The 22,412-nt window shown below is 53.8% G+C and carries 17 protein-coding genes, 1 tRNA gene and 1 other RNA gene; 9 read left to right on the top strand and 10 right to left on the bottom strand.

Going from position 1 to position 22,412, the window contains the following annotated elements; translation table 11 throughout:
* Positions 1-50: 50 nt before the first annotated feature.
* Entirely contained in the window at positions 51-260 is a 210-nt protein-coding gene (locus FEM41_RS15145; protein WP_138096915.1) for a Flp family type IVb pilin, read from the bottom strand.
* Between the two features lie 142 nt (positions 261-402).
* Positions 403-990: a winged helix-turn-helix domain-containing protein gene (locus tag FEM41_RS15140; protein ID WP_138096913.1), complete on the bottom strand. Its 588-nt coding sequence runs from the start codon at positions 988-990 to the stop codon at positions 403-405.
* 489 nt (positions 991-1,479) lie between these two features.
* Here FEM41_RS15140 and FEM41_RS15135 point away from each other — a divergent pair.
* Together FEM41_RS15135 and FEM41_RS15130 are read left to right on the top strand one after the other, a co-directional pair.
* A tRNA-Ser gene (locus FEM41_RS15135) sits at positions 1,480-1,567 on the top strand.
* Between the two features lie 44 nt (positions 1,568-1,611).
* Positions 1,612-1,745: non-coding RNA, RtT sRNA (locus FEM41_RS15130), on the top strand.
* 541 nt (positions 1,746-2,286) lie between these two features.
* Here the strand turns inward: FEM41_RS15130 and phoH are convergent.
* Both phoH and putP read right to left on the bottom strand, forming a co-directional pair.
* Complete coding sequence (gene phoH / locus FEM41_RS15125; RefSeq protein WP_138096911.1) at positions 2,287-3,075, bottom strand: phosphate starvation-inducible protein PhoH; 789 nt, start codon at positions 3,073-3,075, stop codon at positions 2,287-2,289.
* A 507-nt stretch (positions 3,076-3,582) separates the two neighbouring features.
* Positions 3,583-5,094, bottom strand: a complete 1,512-nt coding sequence (gene putP, locus FEM41_RS15120; RefSeq protein WP_138096909.1) for a sodium/proline symporter PutP — start codon at positions 5,092-5,094, stop codon at positions 3,583-3,585.
* 423 nt (positions 5,095-5,517) lie between these two features.
* Between putP and putA the strand changes: the two genes are divergently transcribed.
* Positions 5,518-9,492 carry a trifunctional transcriptional regulator/proline dehydrogenase/L-glutamate gamma-semialdehyde dehydrogenase gene (gene putA, locus FEM41_RS15115; RefSeq protein ID WP_138096907.1) on the top strand — a complete coding sequence of 1,325 codons (3,975 nt, stop codon included), beginning with the start codon at positions 5,518-5,520 and terminating at the stop codon, positions 9,490-9,492.
* 57 nt (positions 9,493-9,549) lie between these two features.
* The gene (locus FEM41_RS15110) at positions 9,550-9,945 is read left to right on the top strand and encodes a lysozyme inhibitor LprI family protein (protein ID WP_138096905.1); all 396 of its coding nucleotides are present in this window, start codon (positions 9,550-9,552) and stop codon (positions 9,943-9,945) included.
* On the opposite strand, the gene rutR is transcribed toward FEM41_RS15110, so the two are convergent.
* Together rutR and FEM41_RS15100 are read right to left on the bottom strand one after the other, a co-directional pair.
* Positions 9,942-10,577, bottom strand: a complete 636-nt coding sequence (rutR, locus tag FEM41_RS15105; protein WP_138096903.1) for an HTH-type transcriptional regulator RutR — start codon at positions 10,575-10,577, stop codon at positions 9,942-9,944. The genes FEM41_RS15110 and rutR overlap by 4 nt on opposite strands.
* A 143-nt stretch (positions 10,578-10,720) precedes the next feature.
* The gene (locus FEM41_RS15100) at positions 10,721-10,897 is read right to left on the bottom strand and encodes a con-10 family general stress protein (protein ID WP_138096901.1); all 177 of its coding nucleotides are present in this window, start codon (positions 10,895-10,897) and stop codon (positions 10,721-10,723) included.
* Positions 10,898-11,285: 388 nt separating this feature from the next.
* Between FEM41_RS15100 and wrbA the strand changes: the two genes are divergently transcribed.
* Complete coding sequence (wrbA, locus tag FEM41_RS15095) at positions 11,286-11,882, top strand: NAD(P)H:quinone oxidoreductase (protein ID WP_138096899.1); 597 nt, start codon at positions 11,286-11,288, stop codon at positions 11,880-11,882.
* 24 nt (positions 11,883-11,906) lie between these two features.
* Positions 11,907-12,134: a YccJ family protein gene (locus FEM41_RS15090; RefSeq protein ID WP_138096897.1), complete on the top strand. Its 228-nt coding sequence runs from the start codon at positions 11,907-11,909 to the stop codon at positions 12,132-12,134.
* Between the two features lie 46 nt (positions 12,135-12,180).
* Here the strand turns inward: FEM41_RS15090 and agp are convergent, their stop codons facing one another.
* Both agp and FEM41_RS15080 read right to left on the bottom strand, forming a co-directional pair.
* Positions 12,181-13,428: a bifunctional glucose-1-phosphatase/inositol phosphatase gene (agp, locus tag FEM41_RS15085; RefSeq protein ID WP_138096895.1), complete on the bottom strand. Its 1,248-nt coding sequence runs from the start codon at positions 13,426-13,428 to the stop codon at positions 12,181-12,183.
* Between the two features lie 308 nt (positions 13,429-13,736).
* Complete coding sequence (locus FEM41_RS15080; protein WP_138096893.1) at positions 13,737-14,981, bottom strand: mechanosensitive ion channel family protein; 1,245 nt, start codon at positions 14,979-14,981, stop codon at positions 13,737-13,739.
* Positions 14,982-15,186: 205 nt separating this feature from the next.
* On the opposite strand from FEM41_RS15080, the gene FEM41_RS15075 reads away from it, so the two are divergent.
* Positions 15,187-15,540, top strand: a complete 354-nt coding sequence (locus FEM41_RS15075; protein ID WP_138096891.1) for a nitrous oxide-stimulated promoter family protein — start codon at positions 15,187-15,189, stop codon at positions 15,538-15,540.
* A 2-nt stretch (positions 15,541-15,542) separates the two neighbouring features.
* Here FEM41_RS15075 and FEM41_RS15070 read toward each other — a convergent pair whose 3' ends face one another.
* A complete protein-coding gene (locus tag FEM41_RS15070) occupies positions 15,543-16,193 on the bottom strand; it encodes a hypothetical protein (RefSeq protein WP_138096889.1) in 651 nt (216 codons plus the stop codon).
* Between the two features lie 596 nt (positions 16,194-16,789).
* On the opposite strand from FEM41_RS15070, the gene FEM41_RS15065 reads away from it, so the two are divergent.
* Together FEM41_RS15065 and FEM41_RS15060 are read left to right on the top strand one after the other, a co-directional pair.
* Complete coding sequence (locus tag FEM41_RS15065; protein WP_138096887.1) at positions 16,790-18,064, top strand: MFS transporter; 1,275 nt, start codon at positions 16,790-16,792, stop codon at positions 18,062-18,064.
* A 290-nt stretch (positions 18,065-18,354) separates the two neighbouring features.
* Positions 18,355-19,644 (top strand): carbohydrate porin, encoded by a 1,290-nt coding sequence (locus FEM41_RS15060; RefSeq protein WP_138096885.1) that lies wholly within the window; start codon positions 18,355-18,357, stop codon positions 19,642-19,644.
* A gap of 51 nt (positions 19,645-19,695) precedes the next feature.
* Here the strand turns inward: FEM41_RS15060 and FEM41_RS15055 are convergent, their stop codons facing one another.
* Positions 19,696-22,131 (bottom strand): glucose/quinate/shikimate family membrane-bound PQQ-dependent dehydrogenase, encoded by a 2,436-nt coding sequence (locus FEM41_RS15055; protein WP_138096883.1) that lies wholly within the window; start codon positions 22,129-22,131, stop codon positions 19,696-19,698.
* Positions 22,132-22,412 lie beyond the last annotated feature (281 nt).

Genomic DNA, 22,412 nt, shown 5'->3' with positions numbered 1-22,412 from the left:
TGCCTGCCGCAACGTAAGCCCTGCCAGTAGCAGGGCTTACAGGGCAACGATTAAAGCGTAACGCTCAGAATCGCATTTTTGATAGCCTCAAAGGTATCATTCAGCGCTCCCAGGAAACCGGAAGTCTGATCGCCAAGTACTGCAGCCAACAGCGTAGCCATAGCGACAGCAATCAGGGCGTATTCAATTGCAGTAACACCCTGCTCATTTTCAGAAAAGTTTTTAACATTGGCAGTCATACCAGAAAACCATTTTGACATAATGAGTCCTTAAAAATATAAAAGTTACTAATATAAAATCCAGAGAATATTTATCAATCGTATATATCGAATTGACGGGTGAAGGTTACTTTTCTATCCAGGATGAGTCCTCATTAAGAATATCAATACTGTTCATTTATTTTCATTTCAGTAAAAAGAGGAACACAAAAATCAGCGTCGTGATCCAACATACGGCAATAACGGCTAATACGGAGACGAAGGCATTCCAGCTGCGGCTTTGGTACCATTCGACACTGGCACGTTGTTCTGAAGCAGGCCGATCCCCAGCTTCAGCTTTTCCGTGAAGCTCTTCTTGCCCGGATTCAGCCTCTACTGCTCCGGACAACGTTTCACTAACCTCCTTCTCATCTGTCGTATTACTGTCGATGACCACTTCCTTTACAGTCCCCGTATATCTCACCCCTTTACGCGGTATCGTTTTAATCAATGACTCTGCCAGCCCGCATGCCGTAAGCGCTTTACGTAACAAGTATAATTGACCGTAATAGCTGCTTTCACTCACCGACCCATTTTGCTCCTGCCAGACAAAATCAATGATGGCTTGCTTATCTGTCTCACCGGTAAGAAGTAAAGAAAGAAATCGATAATTGTTCTCTGTCAGTTCCACTACTCGATTATCTTTCGATACCAGTCGCCTTTTGGAGGGCAAAAACATTACATTTTTGTCAAGAAGAAAAGTTTTTCCTTCATTAAATTTTAATCCATTCATGTCGCCATCCTACAAAAGCAATGTCTGTTCCTTTCAGAACTTCTTATATAAAGGATAAGGGAAAAATAACAACCTCATAATTCTCATTTTTTCTCATTAATCTCTCGTCAATGATCTTAATACCATAGTAATGCAAGAAAAAACTATCCGACTATCACAAGAGACTGAATACTACGTATGGAGGCATGATGAATATTTAGGACGGATGCTTCCTTTTAAAGAAATCATTAATCACACTTATCATTTCCGCTATACGCTGTTACCTGCACCTGTTAATATGATATTGGTTCTTTGATTCACAAAGCGATATACGGCTTGTCATCAGATAGTTAAAGCTCCGCCAGGAGACGTTCTCCGAAGCCCCCGGTCTTCAGTTGTTCATCCCTTAACCAAAACAATGCGGAACGAAAAAAATGTGCTTGACCATATCTGGCTGACTCCCTATAGTAGCGCCCCGTTAGCCGTTACAGGCGGCTGGCGAGACAATTTGGTGAGGTGTCCGAGAGGCTGAAGGAGCACGCCTGGAAAGTGTGTATACGGCAACGTATCGAGGGTTCGAATCCCTCCCTCACCGCCATATTTAAAGAGAGAGCCCGGGTTAACCCCCGGGCTTTTTCGTCTATGTCGCACAACCCGGGAGGGTGAGAACCCTCGACTGGGTTCGACAACGGGCGAAGCCCGTTGGACAGGAGACGAGCCCGCGAGGAGACTGCCCGAAGGGCGAGCGCAGCGAGTCAATCCCTCCCTCACCGCCATATTTAATGAGAGAGTTCAGATTAACACCAGGGCTTTTTCATATCTGCTGCACAAAATCCCGGCCAGAGTTTAACCGGCAGGAAAAGCGAAAAACCTCATCTGGCTCGCCTCTACCGACACCCGTTATGTTCATCCTATAGACGTTTCCTCTTTCAGTGCTGTTTGGATAATCCTCACTATTACTGCGACTAATCGTCTGGCTGTTAGCGAATTTCTGGATAATTAATACAATCCATGAAAGCCCTTTACACCAGCGCCAAACGATTTCTCATTATTCTGGTTATGACTGCCGTCGCGGTTCCTGTATTACGTGCAGGTTCATCCACTATCCTGCCGGTTCAAATCGCCGGCAAGCAGAAGATGCAGTTGGTCGCCGAATTCGTCGAAGCGAGGAGTATCAGAAACGGCTGTAACGGATAGACGTCAACCATATGCAGGACTATTTTATCGGCAAGCCGCTCCCCTTCCCTACCACAACCTGACGGACATTAACGCAAAGGCCCGGCAGCGTGTACCGGGCCTGTCGCGATTAGTTTCAGGTTAAGCGTAAGCGTTGAGCGCGCGCTGGCAAAGATCAGAGCGTACGCAGTCCTCTTTGGTGAAGCGAATAACGCTGACCATCTCATCGTCGCTAAAGCGCCGCAGCGCGTCTTCCAGCCCGGAGAACACTCCGGCTGGCAGATCGCACTGGGTGATATCACCATTGACGATAACCGTGACGTTCTCTCCCAGGCGAGTCAGGAACATCTTCATCTGGGATGCAGTTACGTTCTGTGCCTCATCCAGAATCACCACCGCATTCTCAAAAGTGCGGCCACGCATATAGGCAAAGGGGGCGATCTCTACCTTACCGATTTCCGGACGCAGGCAGTACTGCATAAAAGAAGCGCCCAGGCGCCGTACCAGGATGTCATAAACCGGTCGGAAATAGGGCGCGAACTTCTCTCCGATATCGCCAGGCAGAAAGCCCAGGTCTTCGTCAGCCTGTAGTACCGGTCGGGTGACGATGATTCTCTCGATATCTTTATGAATCAGGGCCTCCGCGGCTTTAGCCGCACTGATAAAGGTTTTGCCGCATCCGGCCTCGCCGGTGGCAAAGATAAGCTTTTTGCGCTCGATAGCTTTCAGATAGCGCTCCTGCGCGGCATTACGCGCCTCAATAGGCGAATTATCCCTGCTGTCCCTGGCCATGCCAATAGATTCCACGCCGCTCATCTGCACAAGCGAGGTGACCGACTCTTCTTCACGCTGTTTATGGCTGCGTGAGTCCCGCCTCAGCAAACGTCTGGCTTCGCGACGAGCTTTGATCACTGCTTTTTGTCTTCCCATGGATGGCACCTTGACTGGTTGGTTTCACTACCCGCGCCTGCTCACAGGCGCGATCATGCGCACAAACAAAGAAGGTTGGCTCCCTTTTAAGCCAATAATTGCCGGTTGAGGAGAGGCGACACCGCCGCCATGAGGCGGATGCCGCATCGGTAATGACTGAATGTGTCGTGAAGGGATATTGAGCGGTGAAGAGGACGTTGCCGGTGGCAATGCCTGCCAGCTGGGGAGTGCGGATTGCTGTTTTCGGATGTCCAGTTCTGGACGCTACCATTCGCGATCTCCATTGTGAAAAAGGCTTTCACTGCCGGGAACTACCGCTCTTCTCTTTTCTTACACTAAATATTATCAATATTGCAACATATTATTTGATAAATATCGTTCTGGTTATTTTTTAAACAACAGGAAATTCTGATAGATAATATTCGGGCGGGCTATCTCATTGCGCCACGATATGACGTAACGTGAGAGGAAAATGAAGACTGCCCCGGCAGGGGCAGTCTGAAGAGATTACTCGGCCTGCTGTAACTTAGCTGCAGGAATATCCCGGAAGTGCTGTTCTGCCTTATTAAAACGCTCAACCACGTCACGGGATGGCGCTTTGCCCATCAGGCTGACCACGACAATACCCAGGGTGGCGAACAGGAAGCCCGGAATAATTTCGTACAGATCCAGCCATTCAAACTGTTTCCAGACCACTACGGTCACGGCACCAATTACCATACCGACCAGCGCACCGTTACGGGTCATTCGCGACCAGAACAGCGACAGAATCACCACCGGCCCAAAGGCGGCGCCGAATCCGGCCCAGGCGTAACTCACCAGCCCCAGTACCCGGTTATTGGGATCAGCCGCCATAGCGATAGCCACCAGCGCCACCAGCAGTACCATCAGACGTCCAACCCATACCAGTTCACGCTGGCTGGCCCCTTTACGCAGGAAAGCCTTGTAGAGATCTTCGGTAATCGCGCTGGAGCAGACCAGTAACTGACAGCTCAGGGTAGACATTACCGCCGCCAGAATCGCCGACATCAGGATACCGGCAATCCAGGGGTTAAACAGTATCTGGGCCAGTTCAATAAAGATGCGTTCGCTGTTGTCATTGACGGCCGCGGCCAGCTGCGGGTTATCGGCAAAGTAGGCAATGCCGAAGAAACCTACGGACACCGTCCCCAACAAGCAGAGAATCATCCAGGTCATGCCAATACGACGCGCATTCACAATGGTGTGGTGCGAATCCGCCGCCATAAAGCGCGCCAGGATATGCGGCTGTCCAAAATAGCCCAGTCCCCAGCCCAGCAGCGAAATAATCGCAACGATATTCAGCCCCTTGAACATATCAATGTTCTCGATGCTTTTCTGTTTAATCACCTCCAGCGCATCGCCAAAGCCGCCCACGGTGAACAGCACCACCACCGGCGTCAGGATCAGCGCGAAGAACATCAGCGCTGCCTGAATGGTATCGGTCCAGCTCACCGCCAGGAAGCCGCCCACAAAAGTGTAGATAATGGTTGCCGCCGCTCCGGCCCACAGCGCGGTGGCGTAATCCATGCCGAAGGTGCTCTCAAACAGGCGAGCGCCGGCCACAATGCCGGAAGCGCAGTAGATAGTGAAGAAGACAAGGATAACCAGCGCCGAGATAATCCTCAGCAGGCGGCTGTTATCGGCAAAGCGACTGGTGAAATAGTCTGGTAGCGTCAGCGCGTTATCATTGGCCTCAGTCTGGACACGCAACCGTCCGGCCACCAGTTTCCAGTTCAGCCATGCGCCAAGGGCAAGGCCAATCGCTATCCAGCTCTCCGAAATTCCGGCGATAAATATTGCCCCAGGCAGCCCCATCAGTAGCCAACCGCTCATATCAGAAGCGCCTGCGGAAAGCGCCGTGACCAGGCTGCCGAGGCTACGGCCGCCCAGAATATAGTCGTCAAAGTTATTTGTAGAACGCCAGGCGATAAAACCAATCAATATCATGCCAAAGATATAAATCAGGAAAGTCACCAGCATCGGTGTACTAATATTCATTCGGTTCTCCGATGTTGTTTCCGGGTAAAACCCCAGGTTGACACCGCCGGAACGTGGCGGGTCTCGTTTGTCGTTTCACTCGCGGCGATCCATCCTGCCGTAAGCGTTCTGTGTTTACAAATGCTTTAACATATCAGTTACACATGCCGGCCCCTGGTTCAGCTTAAGTTTTCTTATAGGTTGCACTGGCTCACACTTTTACGGGTTGCACCCATAAAAAATGTTAAGCGCGTCAGTAAACACCGCCCCTTCGGGTAAATCCAGAAAAAAATAAATCCGCATCTGTCATTAACAATTTGCTCTCTTTCAGTGTTGCTATCTCCGTCACATTTAACGTGGTTGCACAAAGTTGCAACATAATAGATATTGCCGGGTAGCAATATTTTTTCACAGACCCTAACGAGCAGAGACAGGAGTACAGGCATGGCCAGCACCACAATGGGGGTAAAACTGGATGAAGAGACCCGCGAGCGGATTAAAACCGCAGCCTCGCGAATCGATCGGACACCACACTGGCTAATTAAGCAGGCTATCTTTAATTACCTGCAGCGCCTGGAAAATAATGAGGAGCTGCCCGAACTGCCTGCATTACTGGCTGGCGCCGCCAATAATAGCGATGTCGACGACGCCAGCGCCCCGGTCGATGAAACACCCCAGCCGTTTCTGGAGTTTGCCGAACAGATCCTGCCTCAAAGCGTCAGCTGCGCCGCCATTACTGCCGCCTGGCGCCGCCCGGAAACCGATGCCGTACCGATGATCCTTGAGCAGGCCCGTCTGCCTGCCGATGTGGCCCAGAAGGCCCATACCCTCGCCCATCAATTGGCCAACAAGCTGCGTAATCAGAAAACTGCAGGCGGCCGTGCCGGTATGGTACAGGGGCTGTTACAGGAATTCTCACTCTCCTCCCAGGAGGGGGTGGCACTGATGTGCCTGGCCGAAGCACTGCTGCGTATTCCCGATAAAGGCACCCGAGACGCGTTGATCCGCGACAAAATCAGTAACGGTAACTGGCAGTCGCACGTAGGCCGCAGTCCGTCGCTGTTCGTCAATGCCGCTACCTGGGGACTGCTGCTGACCGGGCGACTGGTTTCAACACATAATGAAGCCAATCTCTCCCGCTCCCTGAACCGTATTATCGGCAAGAGCGGTGAACCGCTGATCCGCAAAGGTGTGGATATGGCGATGCGCCTGATGGGCGAGCAGTTCGTCACCGGCGAAACCATCGCCGAAGCGCTGGCCAATGCCCGCCGTCTGGAAGATAAAGGCTTCCGCTACTCCTACGATATGCTGGGCGAGGCAGCCCTGACCGCTGCCGATGCCGACGCCTATATGCTGTCGTACCAGCAGGCGATCCACGCTATCGGCAAGGCCTCTAATGGTCGTGGTATCTATGAAGGTCCGGGAATTTCCATCAAGCTTTCCGCCCTGCATCCCCGCTATCGCCGTGCCCAGTTCGATCGGGTTATGGACGAACTCTACCCACGCCTTAAGGCGCTGACCCTGCTGGCGCGCCAGTACGATATCGGGATCAACATCGACGCTGAAGAGGCCAACCGGCTGGAGATCTCTCTCGATCTGCTGGAAAAACTGTGCTTTGAGCCGGAACTGGAAGGCTGGAACGGTATTGGTTTTGTTATCCAGGCTTACCAGAAGCGTTGCCCGTTCGTCATCGACTATCTGATCGATCTCGCCACTCGCAGCCGACGTCGCCTGATGATTCGCCTGGTGAAAGGCGCCTACTGGGACAGTGAAATCAAACAGGCCCAGGTAGAAGGGCTGGAAGGCTACCCGGTCTATACCCGTAAGGTGTACACCGATGTCTCCTACCTGGCGTGCGCCCGTAAGCTGCTGTCAGTGCCGAATCTTATCTATCCGCAGTTCGCCACCCATAACGCCCATTCACTGGCCGCTATCTACCATCTGGCCGGTCAGAACTACTACCCGGGACAGTATGAATTCCAGTGCCTGCACGGCATGGGCGAACCGCTCTACGAACAGGTGGTGGGAAAAATCAGCGACGGTAAGCTGAACCGCCCGTGCCGCATCTATGCGCCGGTGGGCACCCATGAAACGCTGCTGGCCTATCTGGTGCGCCGCCTGCTGGAAAACGGCGCCAATACCTCATTCGTCAACCGCATTGCCGATAGCACCCTTTCGATTGACGATCTGGTGGCCGACCCGGTCGTGGCCGTCGATAAACTGAGCGCCCGGGAAGGTATGCCCGGACTGCCGCATCCGAAAATTCCGCTGCCGCGCGATCTGTATGGCGAGGATCGCGCCAACTCGCTGGGGCTGGATCTGGACAATGAACATCGTCTGGCTTCGCTTTCTTCCGCGCTGCTCAACAGCGCCAGCCAGAAGTGGCAGGCGCTGCCGATTCTGGAGCAAGAGGTAAAGGTTCACGAAAGCGAGCTTCAGGCGGTGATTAACCCGGCCGAGCCGACGGATATTGTCGGCTACGTGCGCGAAGCGCGGGATGAAGAGGTGGAACAGGCGCTGGATACCGCGGTGAATCAGGCCGATATCTGGTTCGCCACCCCGCCCGCCGAGCGTGCTGCGATTCTCGAACGTGCCGCCATTCTGATGGAGGATCAGATGCAGCCGCTGATCGGCATTCTGGTTCGAGAAGCGGGTAAAACCTTCAGCAACGCCATCGCCGAAGTGCGGGAGGCCGTGGACTTCCTGCGCTATTACGCCGGTCAGGTCAGCCATGACTTTGACAACGAGACTCATCGCCCACTGGGCCCCGTGGTCTGCATCAGCCCCTGGAACTTCCCACTGGCGATCTTCACCGGACAGGTAGCCGCCGCACTGGCCGCCGGTAACTGCGTGCTGGCGAAACCGGCAGAACAAACGCCGCTTATCGCCGCCCGGGGTATTGAACTACTACTGGAAGCAGGAGTACCGCCAGGCGTGGTGCAGTTGCTGCCGGGCCGCGGCGAAACCGTCGGCGCGCGCCTGACTTCCGATGACCGGGTTCGCGGCGTGATGTTTACCGGCTCTACCGAGGTCGCGACCCTGCTGCAACGCAACATCGCCAGCCGCCTCGATCCCCAGGGCCGCCCGACGCCGCTTATCGCCGAAACCGGCGGTCTGAACGCAATGATCGTCGATTCATCCGCCCTGACCGAGCAGGTGGTACAGGACGTGATTAGCTCCGCCTTTGACAGCGCCGGTCAGCGTTGCTCCGCTCTGCGCGTGCTCTGCCTGCAAGAAGAGGTGGCCGATCACACCCTGAAGATGCTGAAGGGCGCCATGGCCGAATGCCGTATGGGTAATCCTGGCCGCCTGACCACCGATATCGGACCGGTGATCGACAGCGAAGCCAAACAGAATATCGAACGCCATATCCAGACCATGCGCGCCAAAGGACGCAGGGTATTCCAGGCCGCTCAGGAAAACAGCCAGGACGTGCGCGAATGGCAGAGCGGCACCTTTGTGCCTCCGACGCTTATCGAGCTGGAAAGCTTTGACGAGATGAAGCGCGAAGTGTTTGGCCCGGTGCTACACGTGGTGCGCTACAGCCGTGCGAAACTGAGCGCGCTGGTTCAGCAGATTAATGATGCCGGTTACGGCCTGACGCTCGGGGTTCATACCCGCATTGATGAAACCATCGCCCAGGTCACCTCCCAGGCCCACGTCGGTAACATGTACGTTAACCGTAATATGGTTGGCGCCGTGGTCGGCGTCCAGCCTTTCGGCGGAGAAGGTCTTTCCGGAACAGGTCCGAAAGCGGGCGGTCCGCTCTATCTCTACCGTCTGTTGAGTAGCCGTCCGGAAGAGGCGGTGTTAACCACCCTCGCCCGCCATGACCGGATGTACCCGGCCAATATGCACCTGAAAGCAGCGCTGCAGGAAGCCCATAACGCCCTGACCGACTGGGCGGGAGAGCGTCCGGAATTCCGTGCTCTGTGCCAGCGCTATGCCGAACAGGCCCAGAGCGGTAGCCTGCGCGCCCTGCCCGGTCCCACCGGCGAGCGCAATACCTGGACCCTGATGCCCAGAACCCGGGTGCTGTGCGTGGCGGATAATGAAGAAGATGCGCTGATCCAGCTGGCGGCGGTTACTGCCGTAGGTAGCCGGGCGCTGTGGCCCGACGAGCCGATGCAGCGTGAACTGGCAAAACGTCTTCCCCAGAGCGTCAGCCAGCGTATCGACTTCGCCACCGCCGATAAGCTTTTCAGCCAGACCTTCGATGCGACAATCTTCCACGGTGATTCCGATCAGTTGCGTAAGCTGTGCGAATTTGTCGCCGCCCGGGATGGCGCCATCGTCACGGTACAGGGTTTCGCCCACGGTGAAACCAACCTGCTGCTGGAAAGGCTGTACGTTGAACGTTCGCTGAGCGTCAACACCGCAGCGGCAGGAGGGAACGCCAGCCTGATGACAATTGGCTAAGGCTTCGCTACAGTGAAAAGGCTCCTGTTCAAAGGAGCCTTTTTGCAGGGGAGTATTATGAAATATCGTTATCTTATTGCCGCCAGCCTGTTGCTTGGCCAGTCTGCCTGGGCCGCAGACTGCGCAGAGGCGCAATCGCAAACCGAAATGAATCAATGTGCCGCCGATGAATATAAAAAAGCGGACCAGCAGTTGAATCAGAGTTATCAGTCGCTGCTTAAGCGCGCCAACCCGCAGCAGCAGGAGCTGTTAAAGCTCTCGGAAGAGGCGTGGATCAAAGTACGCGATGCTGACTGTAAATTTGTCAGCTCCGGGGCCGAAGGCGGTAGTGCCCAGGCACTGGTATGGAATCAATGCCTGACGGACAAAACCCGTGAGCGCAGCGGTTTTCTGGAATCCTTTTCCCATTGCGACGAAGGGGATCTGAGCTGTCCGGTGCCCTCCCGGCGCTAGCGCGGACGAACCCCTTCCAGAATCATTTGCTGCACGCTGGCGACGGTCTGACGAAAGAAGCCGTCGTCTGCTAAGGTCTGGCCGGTAACCGCCTCAACCTGAGTGGAAAAATCAGCATAGTGCTGAGTCGTCGCCCAAATCATAAAGATCAGATGATGAGGATCGACCGGCGCCAGTTTACCTGCGGCCACCCATCCGCTGATGATCGCCGACTTTTCCGCCACCAGCCCTCGCAGATCCCCTTCCAGCTCTCCCATTAGCAAAGGCGCACCCTGCAGCATCTCCAGACAGAATAGCCGGGATGCCTGCGGATAATCCCGGGATACCTCCATCTTCAGCCGGATGTAGTCGCCAATTGCCGCCAGCGGCTCCAGATCGGTACGAAAGGCCCGCAGCGGCGCCAGCCAGATATCCAGAATCTGACGCATCACCGCCACATAGAGCGCCTCTTTCGACGGGTAATAGTAAAGCAGATTGGTTTTCGATACCCCGGCCCGTTCAGCGACCTGCTCCAGGCTGGCGCCATGAAGGCCGAAGCGTGAGAAATAGTCCAGCCCGGCGCTCAAAATCGCCGTTTTCTTCGCCGCGACCGCCTGTGAACGCCGACCCGGTGTTGTTGCGCTGCCAGCCATGCGCTCACTCCCTGCCAGTTTTGGCGACAGAATAGCAAAACAGAACGCCGACAGCACCGTCGCCGACAAAGAAAACCGCCGGGACTCTCACCCCGGCGGCGGCAGAGGCAGGGTTAATGCCCCATGGTTAACAGCCCGGCAGATTATTCGCTGTTACGCGCGCCGTGGCTGTTTCTTCCCCCTTTTTTACCGGCCTCAGAGGCACGCTGTGGGTCATTCTTGAAGTTCCCACCGCTGCGCTGGCCCCCTTTGCGGCCCGCTTCGGATGCTCTTGCCCGGTCTTCGGCAAAATTGCCTGAACCGCCACGATGGTTTGCCATTTCTGACCTCCGGAGTAAGTGAAATGGTGAGAGAGCATTACACCAACAAGATTTGATTCCGCGGCTGGCGCCCGACGCCAGTATTACCCACGTAATAACAAGGGTAGCCCAGCCGCCCCGGCCGATCGGGACATGGTTACATTTTGTAATACCATAACGAAATTACCGCCCCGTCCGGTTTCCTGACCAGGCTAACCCGCTCTTATGAAGTCAAAAAGCCGGGCAGAAAAAATGTGTCCTGATGCTACAGAGAGGGCCGTATTTATGGTGCCCACTTGCGGTAAGTCATGGAAAGTGCGCTCTGGTTTGCACTCTGGCCAGCACGTCATAATCTTTATATTAATGCGGCGTTATGCCGCTTACATCATAAAACTGAGGAGTAAGACGAATGGCTAAAGTACTGGTGCTCTATTATTCCATGTATGGACACATTGAAACGATGGCCCGCGCTATCGTTGAGGGTGCTGAAAAGGTAAATGGTGCAGAGATAACGCTGAAACGCGTACCAGAAACCATGAAGCCTGACGTCTTCGAAAAAGCGGGTGGAAAAACCCAGAATGCACCGGTCGCCACTCCCCAGGAGCTGGCCGATTACGATGCCATTATCTTCGGTACACCAACGCGCTTCGGCAATATGTCAGGCCAGATGCGCACCTTCCTGGACCAGACCGGGGGATTGTGGGCTTCCGGCGCGTTGTACGGCAAGCTGGCCAGCGTTTTCAGCTCTACCGGCACCGGCGGCGGCCAGGAGCACACCATTTCATCTACCTGGACTACCCTCGCCCACCACGGTATGGTGATCGTGCCCATCGGCTACGCCGCCCAGGAGCTGTTTGATATCTCCGTGGTACGCGGCGGTACCCCTTACGGCGCAACCACCATCGCTGGCGGTGACGGTTCCCGTCAGCCGAGCGAGGAAGAGCTGGCAATAGCCCGTTACCAGGGCGAGTATGTCGCAGGGCTGGCAGTCAAACTGAATGGTTAAGTCGGACCCCTACGGGAGGAAAGCATGTTAAATCAAGAGTCTAAAAAGCATAACGTTGGTGAATGGGCATCCTTGCGTAATACATCGCCGGAAATTGCCGAAGCGATTTTTGAAGTCGCAAAATACGATGAGAAAAAAGCGGAACAGATTTGGGAAGAAGGTAACGATGACGTCCTGGCCCTGGCCTTTTCCCGCACGGATAAAGATTCCCTGTTCTGGGGCGAGCAAACCATCGAACGTAAGAACGTCTGATCCTCCTGATATCAGCCCTCTCCCGGACCGGGAGAGGGTCACACCATTACTTGCCGGCAGCCGCCTGACGCATCACCTCATTGAACTTATCCATTGGGCAGAAGCCGTTATCGTCTGTCGGGCATCCCGCCAGCTCCAGCGTGACCCGCTGCGGAGGATTTTCCAGCGACAGCGGCTGGGCCTTACGCAGCTGATCGCTGCTCTGATAAACATACTCCACCTTCATCAGCTCGCGATTAGCGCGCCCGTCATGCCAACGCTGAAACACCAGTTTGCCCCCTATCGGGGTGTGCTCGTACTGCCCCGGCAGTTGATAAGGACGGAAATTAAGGGCGCTTAGCAGCGAGGCAATGTTGGAATCATGCCCCACCAGCACCGTCAGTGCCGGAGCCTTGTCGGCCGACGCTTCCAGAGTCTTATCAATATAGTTAATCAGCGGCGCCGCCACGTTGCGGGCAACCTGGGGCGAAGTAAACAGCGACTCCTGGTAGCTATTTTTCAACGCCGACAGCAGTTGCCACTGGCGATCGCTCTTAATCTCGCCCCAGGCAACCTCCTGCTCCGGAAAGCCTTCGTAATACTGAAGGGTAAACGCATCCACCAGCGAATTCCCTACCTTAAGCGGCCCGCTAACGCCCGGCTCCTGGTTCAGCCTGGCGCTGAAGCTGTCTTTACCACCGCTTAACTCGCACTGATGCTGCTCTTTACAGACCGGGGAATCTTTATAGTCGGCGATCTCCTCCAACAGCTTAAAGCTGTCATCCAGCGCGTAGCGACTACGCTGGGCCTCCATCGCGCTAACAGCAGCTTTACTGAAAGCGGGATCGTCACGGGTGATCACCGGATTAAAGACCGGATCCATGGTGCCCATTTTAGCCTGATGATGAACCTGAATATTACAGCCCGGAAAGGCGCCAGCGGCAAAGAATTGCGCCGTCGCTACCGTGCGTTGCAGGCTATTCGCGTAGATATACGCCTGACTGTCACCGGGGCAGTCATCTCCTTTTACCAGCCCCTGCTCCCCCAGCCACTGGCGCATATAGCGGCCCATGTAGATTTCCAGTACCCCGCCTTTGGTCGTCAACTGACCGCCCGGGACTTCCCATTTCGGCCAGGGATGGGAGGTAGACTGCTCCAGGACGCTGCCATTATTCGCCAGCGGCGCCCGCAGATTGTGACGGCTCATCATCAACACCTGACGCAACTGGTATCCCTCTGGAGCCTCCTGCGTGGCCCCCAGCGCGGGTAAAGTCAGTAGTGCTCCCAGGACGCCACAAATTATTCTTTTTTTCATTCGGTGATCCCTTTTTATTCACGTTTATTAGCGCCATGAGTGTGACAGATATTATTGGCTATGCCTCTGACGCCTGGCACAAAATAGCGTAACAGCCAGTCTGAACATTGCATTACCAGGAAAAATCTTAAAAAAAATGAAATAATCCGAAACTGTCTATACTGACTTTATGTACTGAAAGATCCCGGTACTTCGGACTTAGGTATATTTTCAGGTCAATGCTATCTTCTACCTGCCTCTCCCGGCAGGTTTTTTTTAGCCCAAAAAAAACGGGCCCGCAGGCCCGCCTCCCTATACGGATACGATTACTACCCGGAACGAGCGAGCGATGCCAGCGAGCGAATATCATTGCCGGTCGGGGACTGGTGTACCCGCAGACCGAACTCATCAATGATGGCAAAGATATGGTCGAAGATATCGGCCTGAATCGCCTCATATTCCAGCCAGGCTACGGTATTGGTAAAGGCATAAACTTCAAGCGGCAGACCATTATCATCCGGCTGGAGTTGACGCACCATTTGCGTCATATCCCGACGGATACGTGGGTGGTTATACAGATATTCAGTCAAATAGGCGCGGAAGGTGCCTAAATTGGTCATACGCCGCCCGTTAAGCGGTGAAACCTCTGCCTGGCAATCGCGGTTAAACTCGTTCAGCTCTTTCTGTTTGGCATCCAGATAAGGCTTCAGCAGATTGCTGCGGGTAAGACGCGCTTCATCTTCCGGTGACAAAAAGTGAACGCTGGTGGTATCGATATTAAAGCTGCGCTTAATGCGACGCCCACCGGAGGCGGACATCCCACTCCAGTTTTTGAATGCATCTGAGACCAGGGCATAGGTCGGAATGGTGGTAATGGTTTTATCCCAGTTCTGCACCTTGACCGTAGTCAGGCCGATATCGATAACATCGCCATCGGCACCATATTTCGGCATTTCCAGCCAGTCGCCAAGTTTCAGCATGTTGTTGGCCGACAGCTGAATCCCCGCCACCAGCCCCAGGATAGGATCCTTAAATACCAACATCAGAACCGCTGCCATGGCGCCCAGACCGCTGATCAAAATGGCCGGCGATCTCCCCATCAGCAGCGAAACCATCAGAATACCGACCACAATGGCGGCAATCAGCTTCACGCTCTGAAAAATGCCTCTTAACGGCAGTTGCGAAGAAAACGCAAAGCGACGCGACAGCCCCAAAAAGACATCCAGCAGCGAGAACAGCGCCAGCAGCGCATAGAGCATAATCCACAACTGGGCGCACAGAGAGAGGATCTCGCCAGCTTCATTGCGATGCAGCCAGATCACAGACTGAGCATTGACGATCACCCCCTGCAGCAACAGCGCCAGGCGGTGAAATAATTTATTCTGGGTAATGACCTGCAGCCAGAGCTTTGAACTGGCCTGGGCTTTTTTTTCAAAAGTTCTGAGGACAACCCGGTGCAGAATAAAATGAATGACTAATGCGGTAACAAGAATAATCGCCAGTACCAGTATCAGTGATGCGGTCTGGTTCAGTTCTATTCCATATCGCTTAAAAAACGAAGCTAACTCCTGCATAAATACTCCTTATTGTTCAGGCGCAAGTATCATGCCTTCTCCCGGGGGGTGTTGCAATTGCTTTGCCTGAACAGAAGGCAAACAGAGATCTGTCTGGAGTGCAACAAGAAAAGTGACCGAGATGCCTGTCAGTACTGGCTGCCGCCAGGTTATCAGCGTTAAAATGCATTGCAGATACACTTTTTAACTCAGAGGGCTCCACGCCATGACAGGAAAACGCATCCGTAGGGAACAGCTCACCATCCGCCGTATGATCGCGCTGTACCAGCGCCGCTGTCCTCAGGCTCAGCCCGACGCAGAACACTATCAGAAACTGTATGGTTATGCCGTGAAGCGCCTTGAGCGCTGCGCCTTTGGCGAAGAGAAACCAGCCTGCCGCCAGTGTCCAATTCACTGCTATCAACCGGCACAGCGCGAAGAGATGCGAGAAATCATGCGCTGGGCCGGTCCACGTATGCTGTGGCGTCACCCGGTTCTGACCGTGCGCCATCTGATAGACGATCGGCGGCCGGTCCCGCCGGTTCCGGAAAAGTTCCAGCCTAAGAAGCGCAAAGGTTAATGTCAGTAGCCGGGCGCTTCATCGGCCCGGCGCAGCGCCCGGACACCGGACCCCGCCGTTTTTTCATGCTTCATCATGGCGAAGGCGATCAGGAACAGGCCGATCATAAAGGGCAGTTCATAGAGCTCTTCAATCAGATCCTGCCAGGCATGATGGTGCAGGAACAGCGGCGCCAGCAGACGATGATGCTCGACGGTATCGGAAATCAGGAAAGTCACCACAACGACCACTATGGTCCAGAGCGGTAACCTTTCGTGACGGAACCGTTCAGCGACATTGCGGCGCAGTGCGGGTGAAAAGAAAAACGCCAGTACCAGCGTACCAATCAACACTACCGAAATAGCCCGGAATACCATTCTGGGCCCTTCCGGAAAGTAGTCGCGCCCCCAGCTAATCCCTCTGCCAAATAGCGTCAGCCACCACACCACCGACCACAGCCAGAACTGGCGCGATCCCTCATCAAGGCTCCCCGGACGCATATAGAACAGCGTAAACAGCGCGCCGAATAACAGCCAGCAAGACTGCGCATCCTCTACCCATGCCACGGTTTTTCCACCAAGTAGTGGGAAGTGCACATCGGCAAAAAACGGGAATATCAGCGCAGCAGCACCCAGCAGTAGCGGGGCGGCAGAAATTTTTTTGTCAAAAACCATAAGGCCTACAGGAATAACGCAAATTAAGGTTAACTTAAGGATACCGACTCTGTACGGGGCCGTTTTTTTCGTTACGTGCCTTTTGTGAGTAAATTCTTAATTAAGTAGCATTTAAAATCAAAGACACCATATAAAAATTTCCCAAATAAAATCGCAACTCGATTAATATCCATGACAAAAAAAAGCGCACCAAAAGACAATCAATGACCGGGTCAATGAGTGATGACATCATGGCTCAGTGTTCGAAAGAGGATAATGATTCTGCACTTATTAACTTACAACCTCCATAATCTTCATATCTGCTATTAGATACACTATCTGGATGCTATCCGGCAAACAAAAATATATAGTCCTGTAAAAATAGGTTAACGATAAAAACAGACATTGACGACTAATATAAAAGTAATATACCGATTAATTTACATCCCAAAATAGATATCCGTGAATATAGTCATTAGTCTCTCCCGCACATCTGTTTGTGTTTAAACCACGCTATGTTTCGTGAGTCGACTCTCCTGAATGTGATCGCACAACCGTTTTTGACCATTCTTGTATGGTACATAAGAAAATTCTGGCAAGAATACGGTGTATATAAGATGAAAATAAGAAATTTACGGTGGTGGATGATAGCGCTGGTGTCGCTGGGAACAATTATTAACGCCCTGGCGCGCAGCTCACTCAGCGTGGCGGCGCCCACGCTGTTCACGGAAATACACATTAATGAACAGCAGTACGCCTGGATCCTAAGCGCTTTTCAGCTCGCCTATACCATCGCTCAACCTATTTGCGGGTTTTTGATCGATATCATGGGGCTGAAGCTGGGCTTCTTCATCATGATCGTCATCTGGTCGGTGGTGAATATGGCGCATGCGACCTGTCACTCCTGGGGCGGTCTGGCTTTTCTTCGCGGTTTAATGGGGCTAAGCGAAGCCTCAGCGATTCCCGCTGGCGTGAAGTGTAATTCCGAATGGTTCCCGGCCCGGGAGCGCGGGATCGCTGGTGGGATCGCCAATATTGGCACCTCCATTGGCGCTATGCTGGCGCCGCCTCTGGTCGCCTGGGCTATTATGGCTTACAACTGGGAAATGGCCTTTGTTATCACTGGTGCAATGGGGCTGGTGTTTGCAGCTATCTGGTGGTTTGGTTATAACTCTCCGGACAAACATCCAGCGATAAGCGCCAGCGAAAAGGCGCTGATAGATAATGGCCAGGAGGTACACCTCAAAGCGACGGCGGCCCGCCCTTCGATTAAATCTATCCTGACTCAGCGAAACTTCTGGGGGATCGCCCTGCCCCGGTTTCTGGCCGATCCGGCCTGGGGCACCATTAACTTCTGGCTACCGGTCTATCTGATGACCGTACGCCATTTACCGCTGAAGGACATTGCGCTGTTCGCCTGGCTGCCCTTTCTGGCTGCCGACTTTGGCGGTATGGCGGGCGGCTTTCTGAATAACCTGATGATGAAGCGTTCGGCGATCTCCACGGTAAACGCCCGTCGGGTTGGCTTTACGGCAGGCGCTTTTCTGATGCTGCCGCTGGCGCTGGTCGGGTTTGTCGAAAGCCCTTACCTCGCCATTGCCCTGGTCTCTGTCTGCGGTTTTGCCCACCAAATGCTCTCCACCCAGGTCATTACCATGGCAACAGACCTGTTTCCCCGCAATGAGACTTCAACGGTCAGCGGCTTCGCCGGAACTGCGGGCTGGAGCGGGATTCTACTCTGCACGCTGATTATGGGTTCCCTGGTCCATACCGTGGGCTACAACCCGTTCTTTATGATCCTGAGCGTAATGGATCTTATTGGCGCCATCCTGCTCTGGACTCTGGTGAAGGAGCCGGTCGAGCCAACCGCAGTGCTGCTTACCGAGAGCTAGCGGTGTAACAAACACAAAGTGCCTCTTTCACCGGCGATCACGCCAACGTTAGAGGCACTCTGAGTTAAACAAATCGATATCCCTGCTTCATGACAGGAAAAATGGTTCTTATATTAGCGCGTCACGGTGAATTTAATGACATACAGTGACATTCTCCCCTGTTGCAAATTTAAAAATAAACTAAAAACTATCTCATTATAAAAAAACACACTTCCCCCATTTCGTTTACCACAACGCAAGATGCCAGGGTATAATATCCCCTTTCCTTCTTACACCATTCAGGAAGATTAATGAACGCTGTATTTTTACGGATATCCCCTGTCGCCCTTGGATTGCTTCTCTGCTCATGGGACAGTACCGCACAAACCACCGATTTGTTTCATCGAAGCACTCTAACCGGAGACTGGAATGGTACGCGAAACCAACTGGAAAATAGTGGCATCAGACTGACCGGAGAATATGTATCCGAAACTGCTGGCGTATTACACGGCGGCCAGGAACATGGTACCCGCTATGCTCAACAAATTCGGATTGGCGCGACCTTCGATCTGAATAGATTACTTGATAGCGGACGGGCGGGTACGCTACAGATAACCCTTAACGATCGCCGCGGACGTAGTGTGTCCGAAGATTTGATTGGAAACCGGCTACCGGTTCAGGAGGTGTACGGCGGGCTTTATACCCGATTATCAGAATTAAGTTATGCCAACACATTATTGACGCCGGACCTGACCTATAAGCTGGGACTGATGGCAATGGGTAATGATTTCGGCGGGATGTCGATATTAACGAATTTTATGAATGCCGCATTCTGTGCCCACCCGCTTTCCCTGTCTGGCGGTAGCGGCTGGAGTAATTATCCGAATGCTCACTTTGGTGTGGAACTAAGCTATCACATTAATGATAACTGGCGCATTCAGACGGCGGTTTTCGATGTTAATCCCCGAACCAATAGCGCGCCATCTAAAGCTTTTAAACCCTTCAGTAGCGGTACCACCGGCGCCATTATCCCTGTTGAGATTATTTATCACCACCAGAGTCAGCTTCCTGGCGAATATAAATTTGGCTACTATCACGATACTTCGCGGGTAGAGCGTATCGGAAATGAACAGGGCCGCTCTTCCGGGCGTGATGGCGCTTATATTCTCGCCGATCAAACCCTGTGGCAATCGGACAGTCATCAAACCCGTAACCTTCATCTGTTTGGACAATGGACCGTTGCCGATAAATCCACCTCTCCTTTCCGGCACTGGTATTCCGCCGGGCTGGTGTTGAATAGCCCCTTTATCAGTCGGCCCCATGATGCGATCGCCATCGGCTATGGTCGGGCCATCTATAACGAAAAAAGCCGTGATGCCGATATCAACAGTATGCTCGCTCAGGGCGACTATGCCGAAGCTAGCGAAGCCAGTGGTTTGAGCCATGCCGAACAGCTGGTCGAGCTGACCTATACCCTACAGGCAACGCCCTGGTTAAGCCTGCGCCCCAGCCTGCAATACATCAAAGAGCCCGGCGCATTTTCCAGTAAGGAGATCAAAAATGCCTGGGTGGCCGGAATACAGCTGAAAATGGCCCTCTGATCCCAAAGCGCCCTCTTCACAGGAAGAGGGCGTTTACCTTAGCGCAGTCTCTTAATCATCCAGCGCATATGCGATAACGTAATCGCCACGATCCGGAGACTGGCGTGCGCCGCCTGCGGAAATCAGGATGTACTGCTTGCCGGTCTTCGGCGAAATGTAGCTCATGGGACCGCCGCCACTGCCTACCGGCAGTCGGGCTTTCCAAACCTCTTCGCCAGTCGAAGAGTCATAAGCGCGCAGGTAGTAATCCTGGGTTCCGGCGATAAACACCAGTCCGCCCTGAGTGGCCAGGGTACCGCCCAGGGTCGGCATACCTATCGGCATTTTCATCTTCATTTTGATGCCGAACGGGCCGGTATCCTGCACCGTACCTACCGGCACCTGCCAGACGACTTTACGTGTCTTCAGATCCACGGCGGAAAGGGTACCGAACGGCGGTTTCTGGCACGGAATGCCCAACGGCGACATAAAGCGGTTTTTATTGACCGCGTAAGGCGTGCCTTTCAACGGAACCGCGCCCATACCGGTATTCACCGACTCTCCACCGTTGCTGGCGGCAACGTTGGCATCCACCTTCTGGGGAATCATCTGTACCCACAGACCCAGACGCATATCGTTAACGAAGATGTAGTGATTATTTGGATCCGTCGACAGGCTTCCCCAGTTCATTCCGCCCAGCGATCCCGGAAAACTAAGGGAAACATCGGTACCCGGCGCCGTAAACAAACCGTCATAGCGCATAGACTTAAAGCTAATGCGGCACATCAGCTGGTCGAACGGCGTGGCGCCCCACATATCCGACTCTTTCAAAGTCTGGGTGCCGATCTGCGGCATACCAACGGAAACCGGCTGAGTATGGGAATACTGCTCATTCGGGATATTAGCCGTTTTAACCGGCATTTCTTTCACATCGGTCAGCGGCTTGCCGGTCAGGCGGTCCAGGACAAAGATTTGCCCGGCTTTGGTACCAAAGACCACAGCAGGTTTCGTTGAGCCATTATCCATCGGGAAATCGATCAGACTGGGCTGCATCGGTACATCAAAGTCCCAGAGATCGTTGTGTACCGTCTGGTATAACCAACGCTCTTTACCGGTCGTGGCGTCCAGCGCCATCACCGAGGTGGCGTACTTGTGATCCAACGGCGTACGGTTTGCCCCCCACAGATCCACAGACGAGCTGCCCATCGGGATAAACACCGTGTTCATGGCCGGATCGTAGGACATCGGCGCCCAGGAGTTCGGGGTGCTGCGGGCAAAGGTCTGGCCCGGCGCCAGTTTCATATTCGGATCGGCATGCCCCGGGTCAAACGCCCAGCGCATCTCACCGCTAATCACATCGAAACCGCGCAGTACGCCGCCTGGCATATCAGTCTGCACATTGTCGGCTATGCGTCCCCCAACCACCACGGTGGTGCCAGCCAGGGTCGGCGCCGAGGTCAGCTGATACTTAGGATCCGCCGCATCCCCCAGCCCTGCTTTCAGATCGACAATGCCGTTATCGCCGAAGCTGGCGCAGAACTCACCGTTATCCGCATTGATAGCGATAAGGCGCGCATCAATGGTATTCATCAGGATACGGCGCTGGCAGGTATCTCCGGCAGCAAGCGCCGGGGCAGGAACCGGCGTGGAACCAGGTACGCTCGGCTGGGTCAACGGTTTGGTGGCGTCGAAATACGCCAGACCGCGACAGCGCTCCCAGACCTGAGATTTGGCGTTGATTTCCCGCTTCCAAATCTCTTTACCGCTGTCGGCGTCCACCGCAATCACGTTATTGTGCGGAGTACAGAGGAACACGCGATCGCCAACCTGCAGCGGCGTCTGTTGGTCCTCCGCGCCGTTGCCGTCCGGGCTAATCGGGGTATCGCCGGTATGGAACGTCCAGGCGACCTTAAGATCCTTCACGTTATCACGAGTGATCTGGTCCAGTGCCACAAAGCGGCTGCCGCCTGGCGTATTGCCATAGTTATCCCAGTTCTTCTGAGCATTGGCCTTGTCGAGCGGCGCCAACGGCAGTTGTTTACCATTAAACGCCACGGTCGGATGCGGTACAAACATCTGCGCGAAGGCCGTCACCAGCCCGATGGCCAGCACCGCGCACAGTCCATAACTGATTGCCGATAGCGGCGCCTTGTTCTCACGTTTACGTAACGCAGGCCAGGTGGCAAACGCCAGCAGCATCAGTCCGGCGGGAACCATCAGTCGGGAGACCAGCGGCCAGAATTCCAGACCGGCATCTACCAGCGCCCAAATCAGAGTCCCGACAAACACCAGCAGGAACAACACTACCGCCGAGGATTTACCTCGTAGAAACTGTAGCGCTGATAACAGCGTAACAATACCTGCAATAAGGAAGTACCAACTTCCTCCCAGCATCGCCAGCTTTGCGCCGCCGATAGCGAAAAATCCCCCCGTGACAATCAAAATCACGGCCAGCAAATAACACCATAGCTTAAGCTTTGTGCCAGGTCTGGAAGACGAGTCAGACATACAAAGCATCTCCTGAATTAGTAATCTTTCATCCACAGTCCCCGCTTTCCCTGAAGGCCCGAGCGGCACGCGGGCGCCGATGAGTCAATCCCTGTAACCCTGTACAGTCATTTACAAATCAGCCTGCAAATGATGCGACGAATCTTTTGGTACGTCAACATAACCCCATGAATCAAAAGAGCCTTAAAGGATAAAAGCATTACCTAACAGAATGTAACTAAAGGTGATTTTTATTTTTCTCGTCGGTTGCTGAATTGTAAAAACGAAGGACTGGGTCGATA

Origin of the sequence: Jejubacter calystegiae, from assembly GCF_005671395.1 — a bacterium.
Taxonomy (GTDB): Bacteria; Pseudomonadota; Gammaproteobacteria; order Enterobacterales; family Enterobacteriaceae; genus Jejubacter; species Jejubacter calystegiae.
The sequence above is the reverse complement of the archived record's forward strand: the minus strand, read 5'-3'. Positions and strand labels throughout refer to the sequence as shown.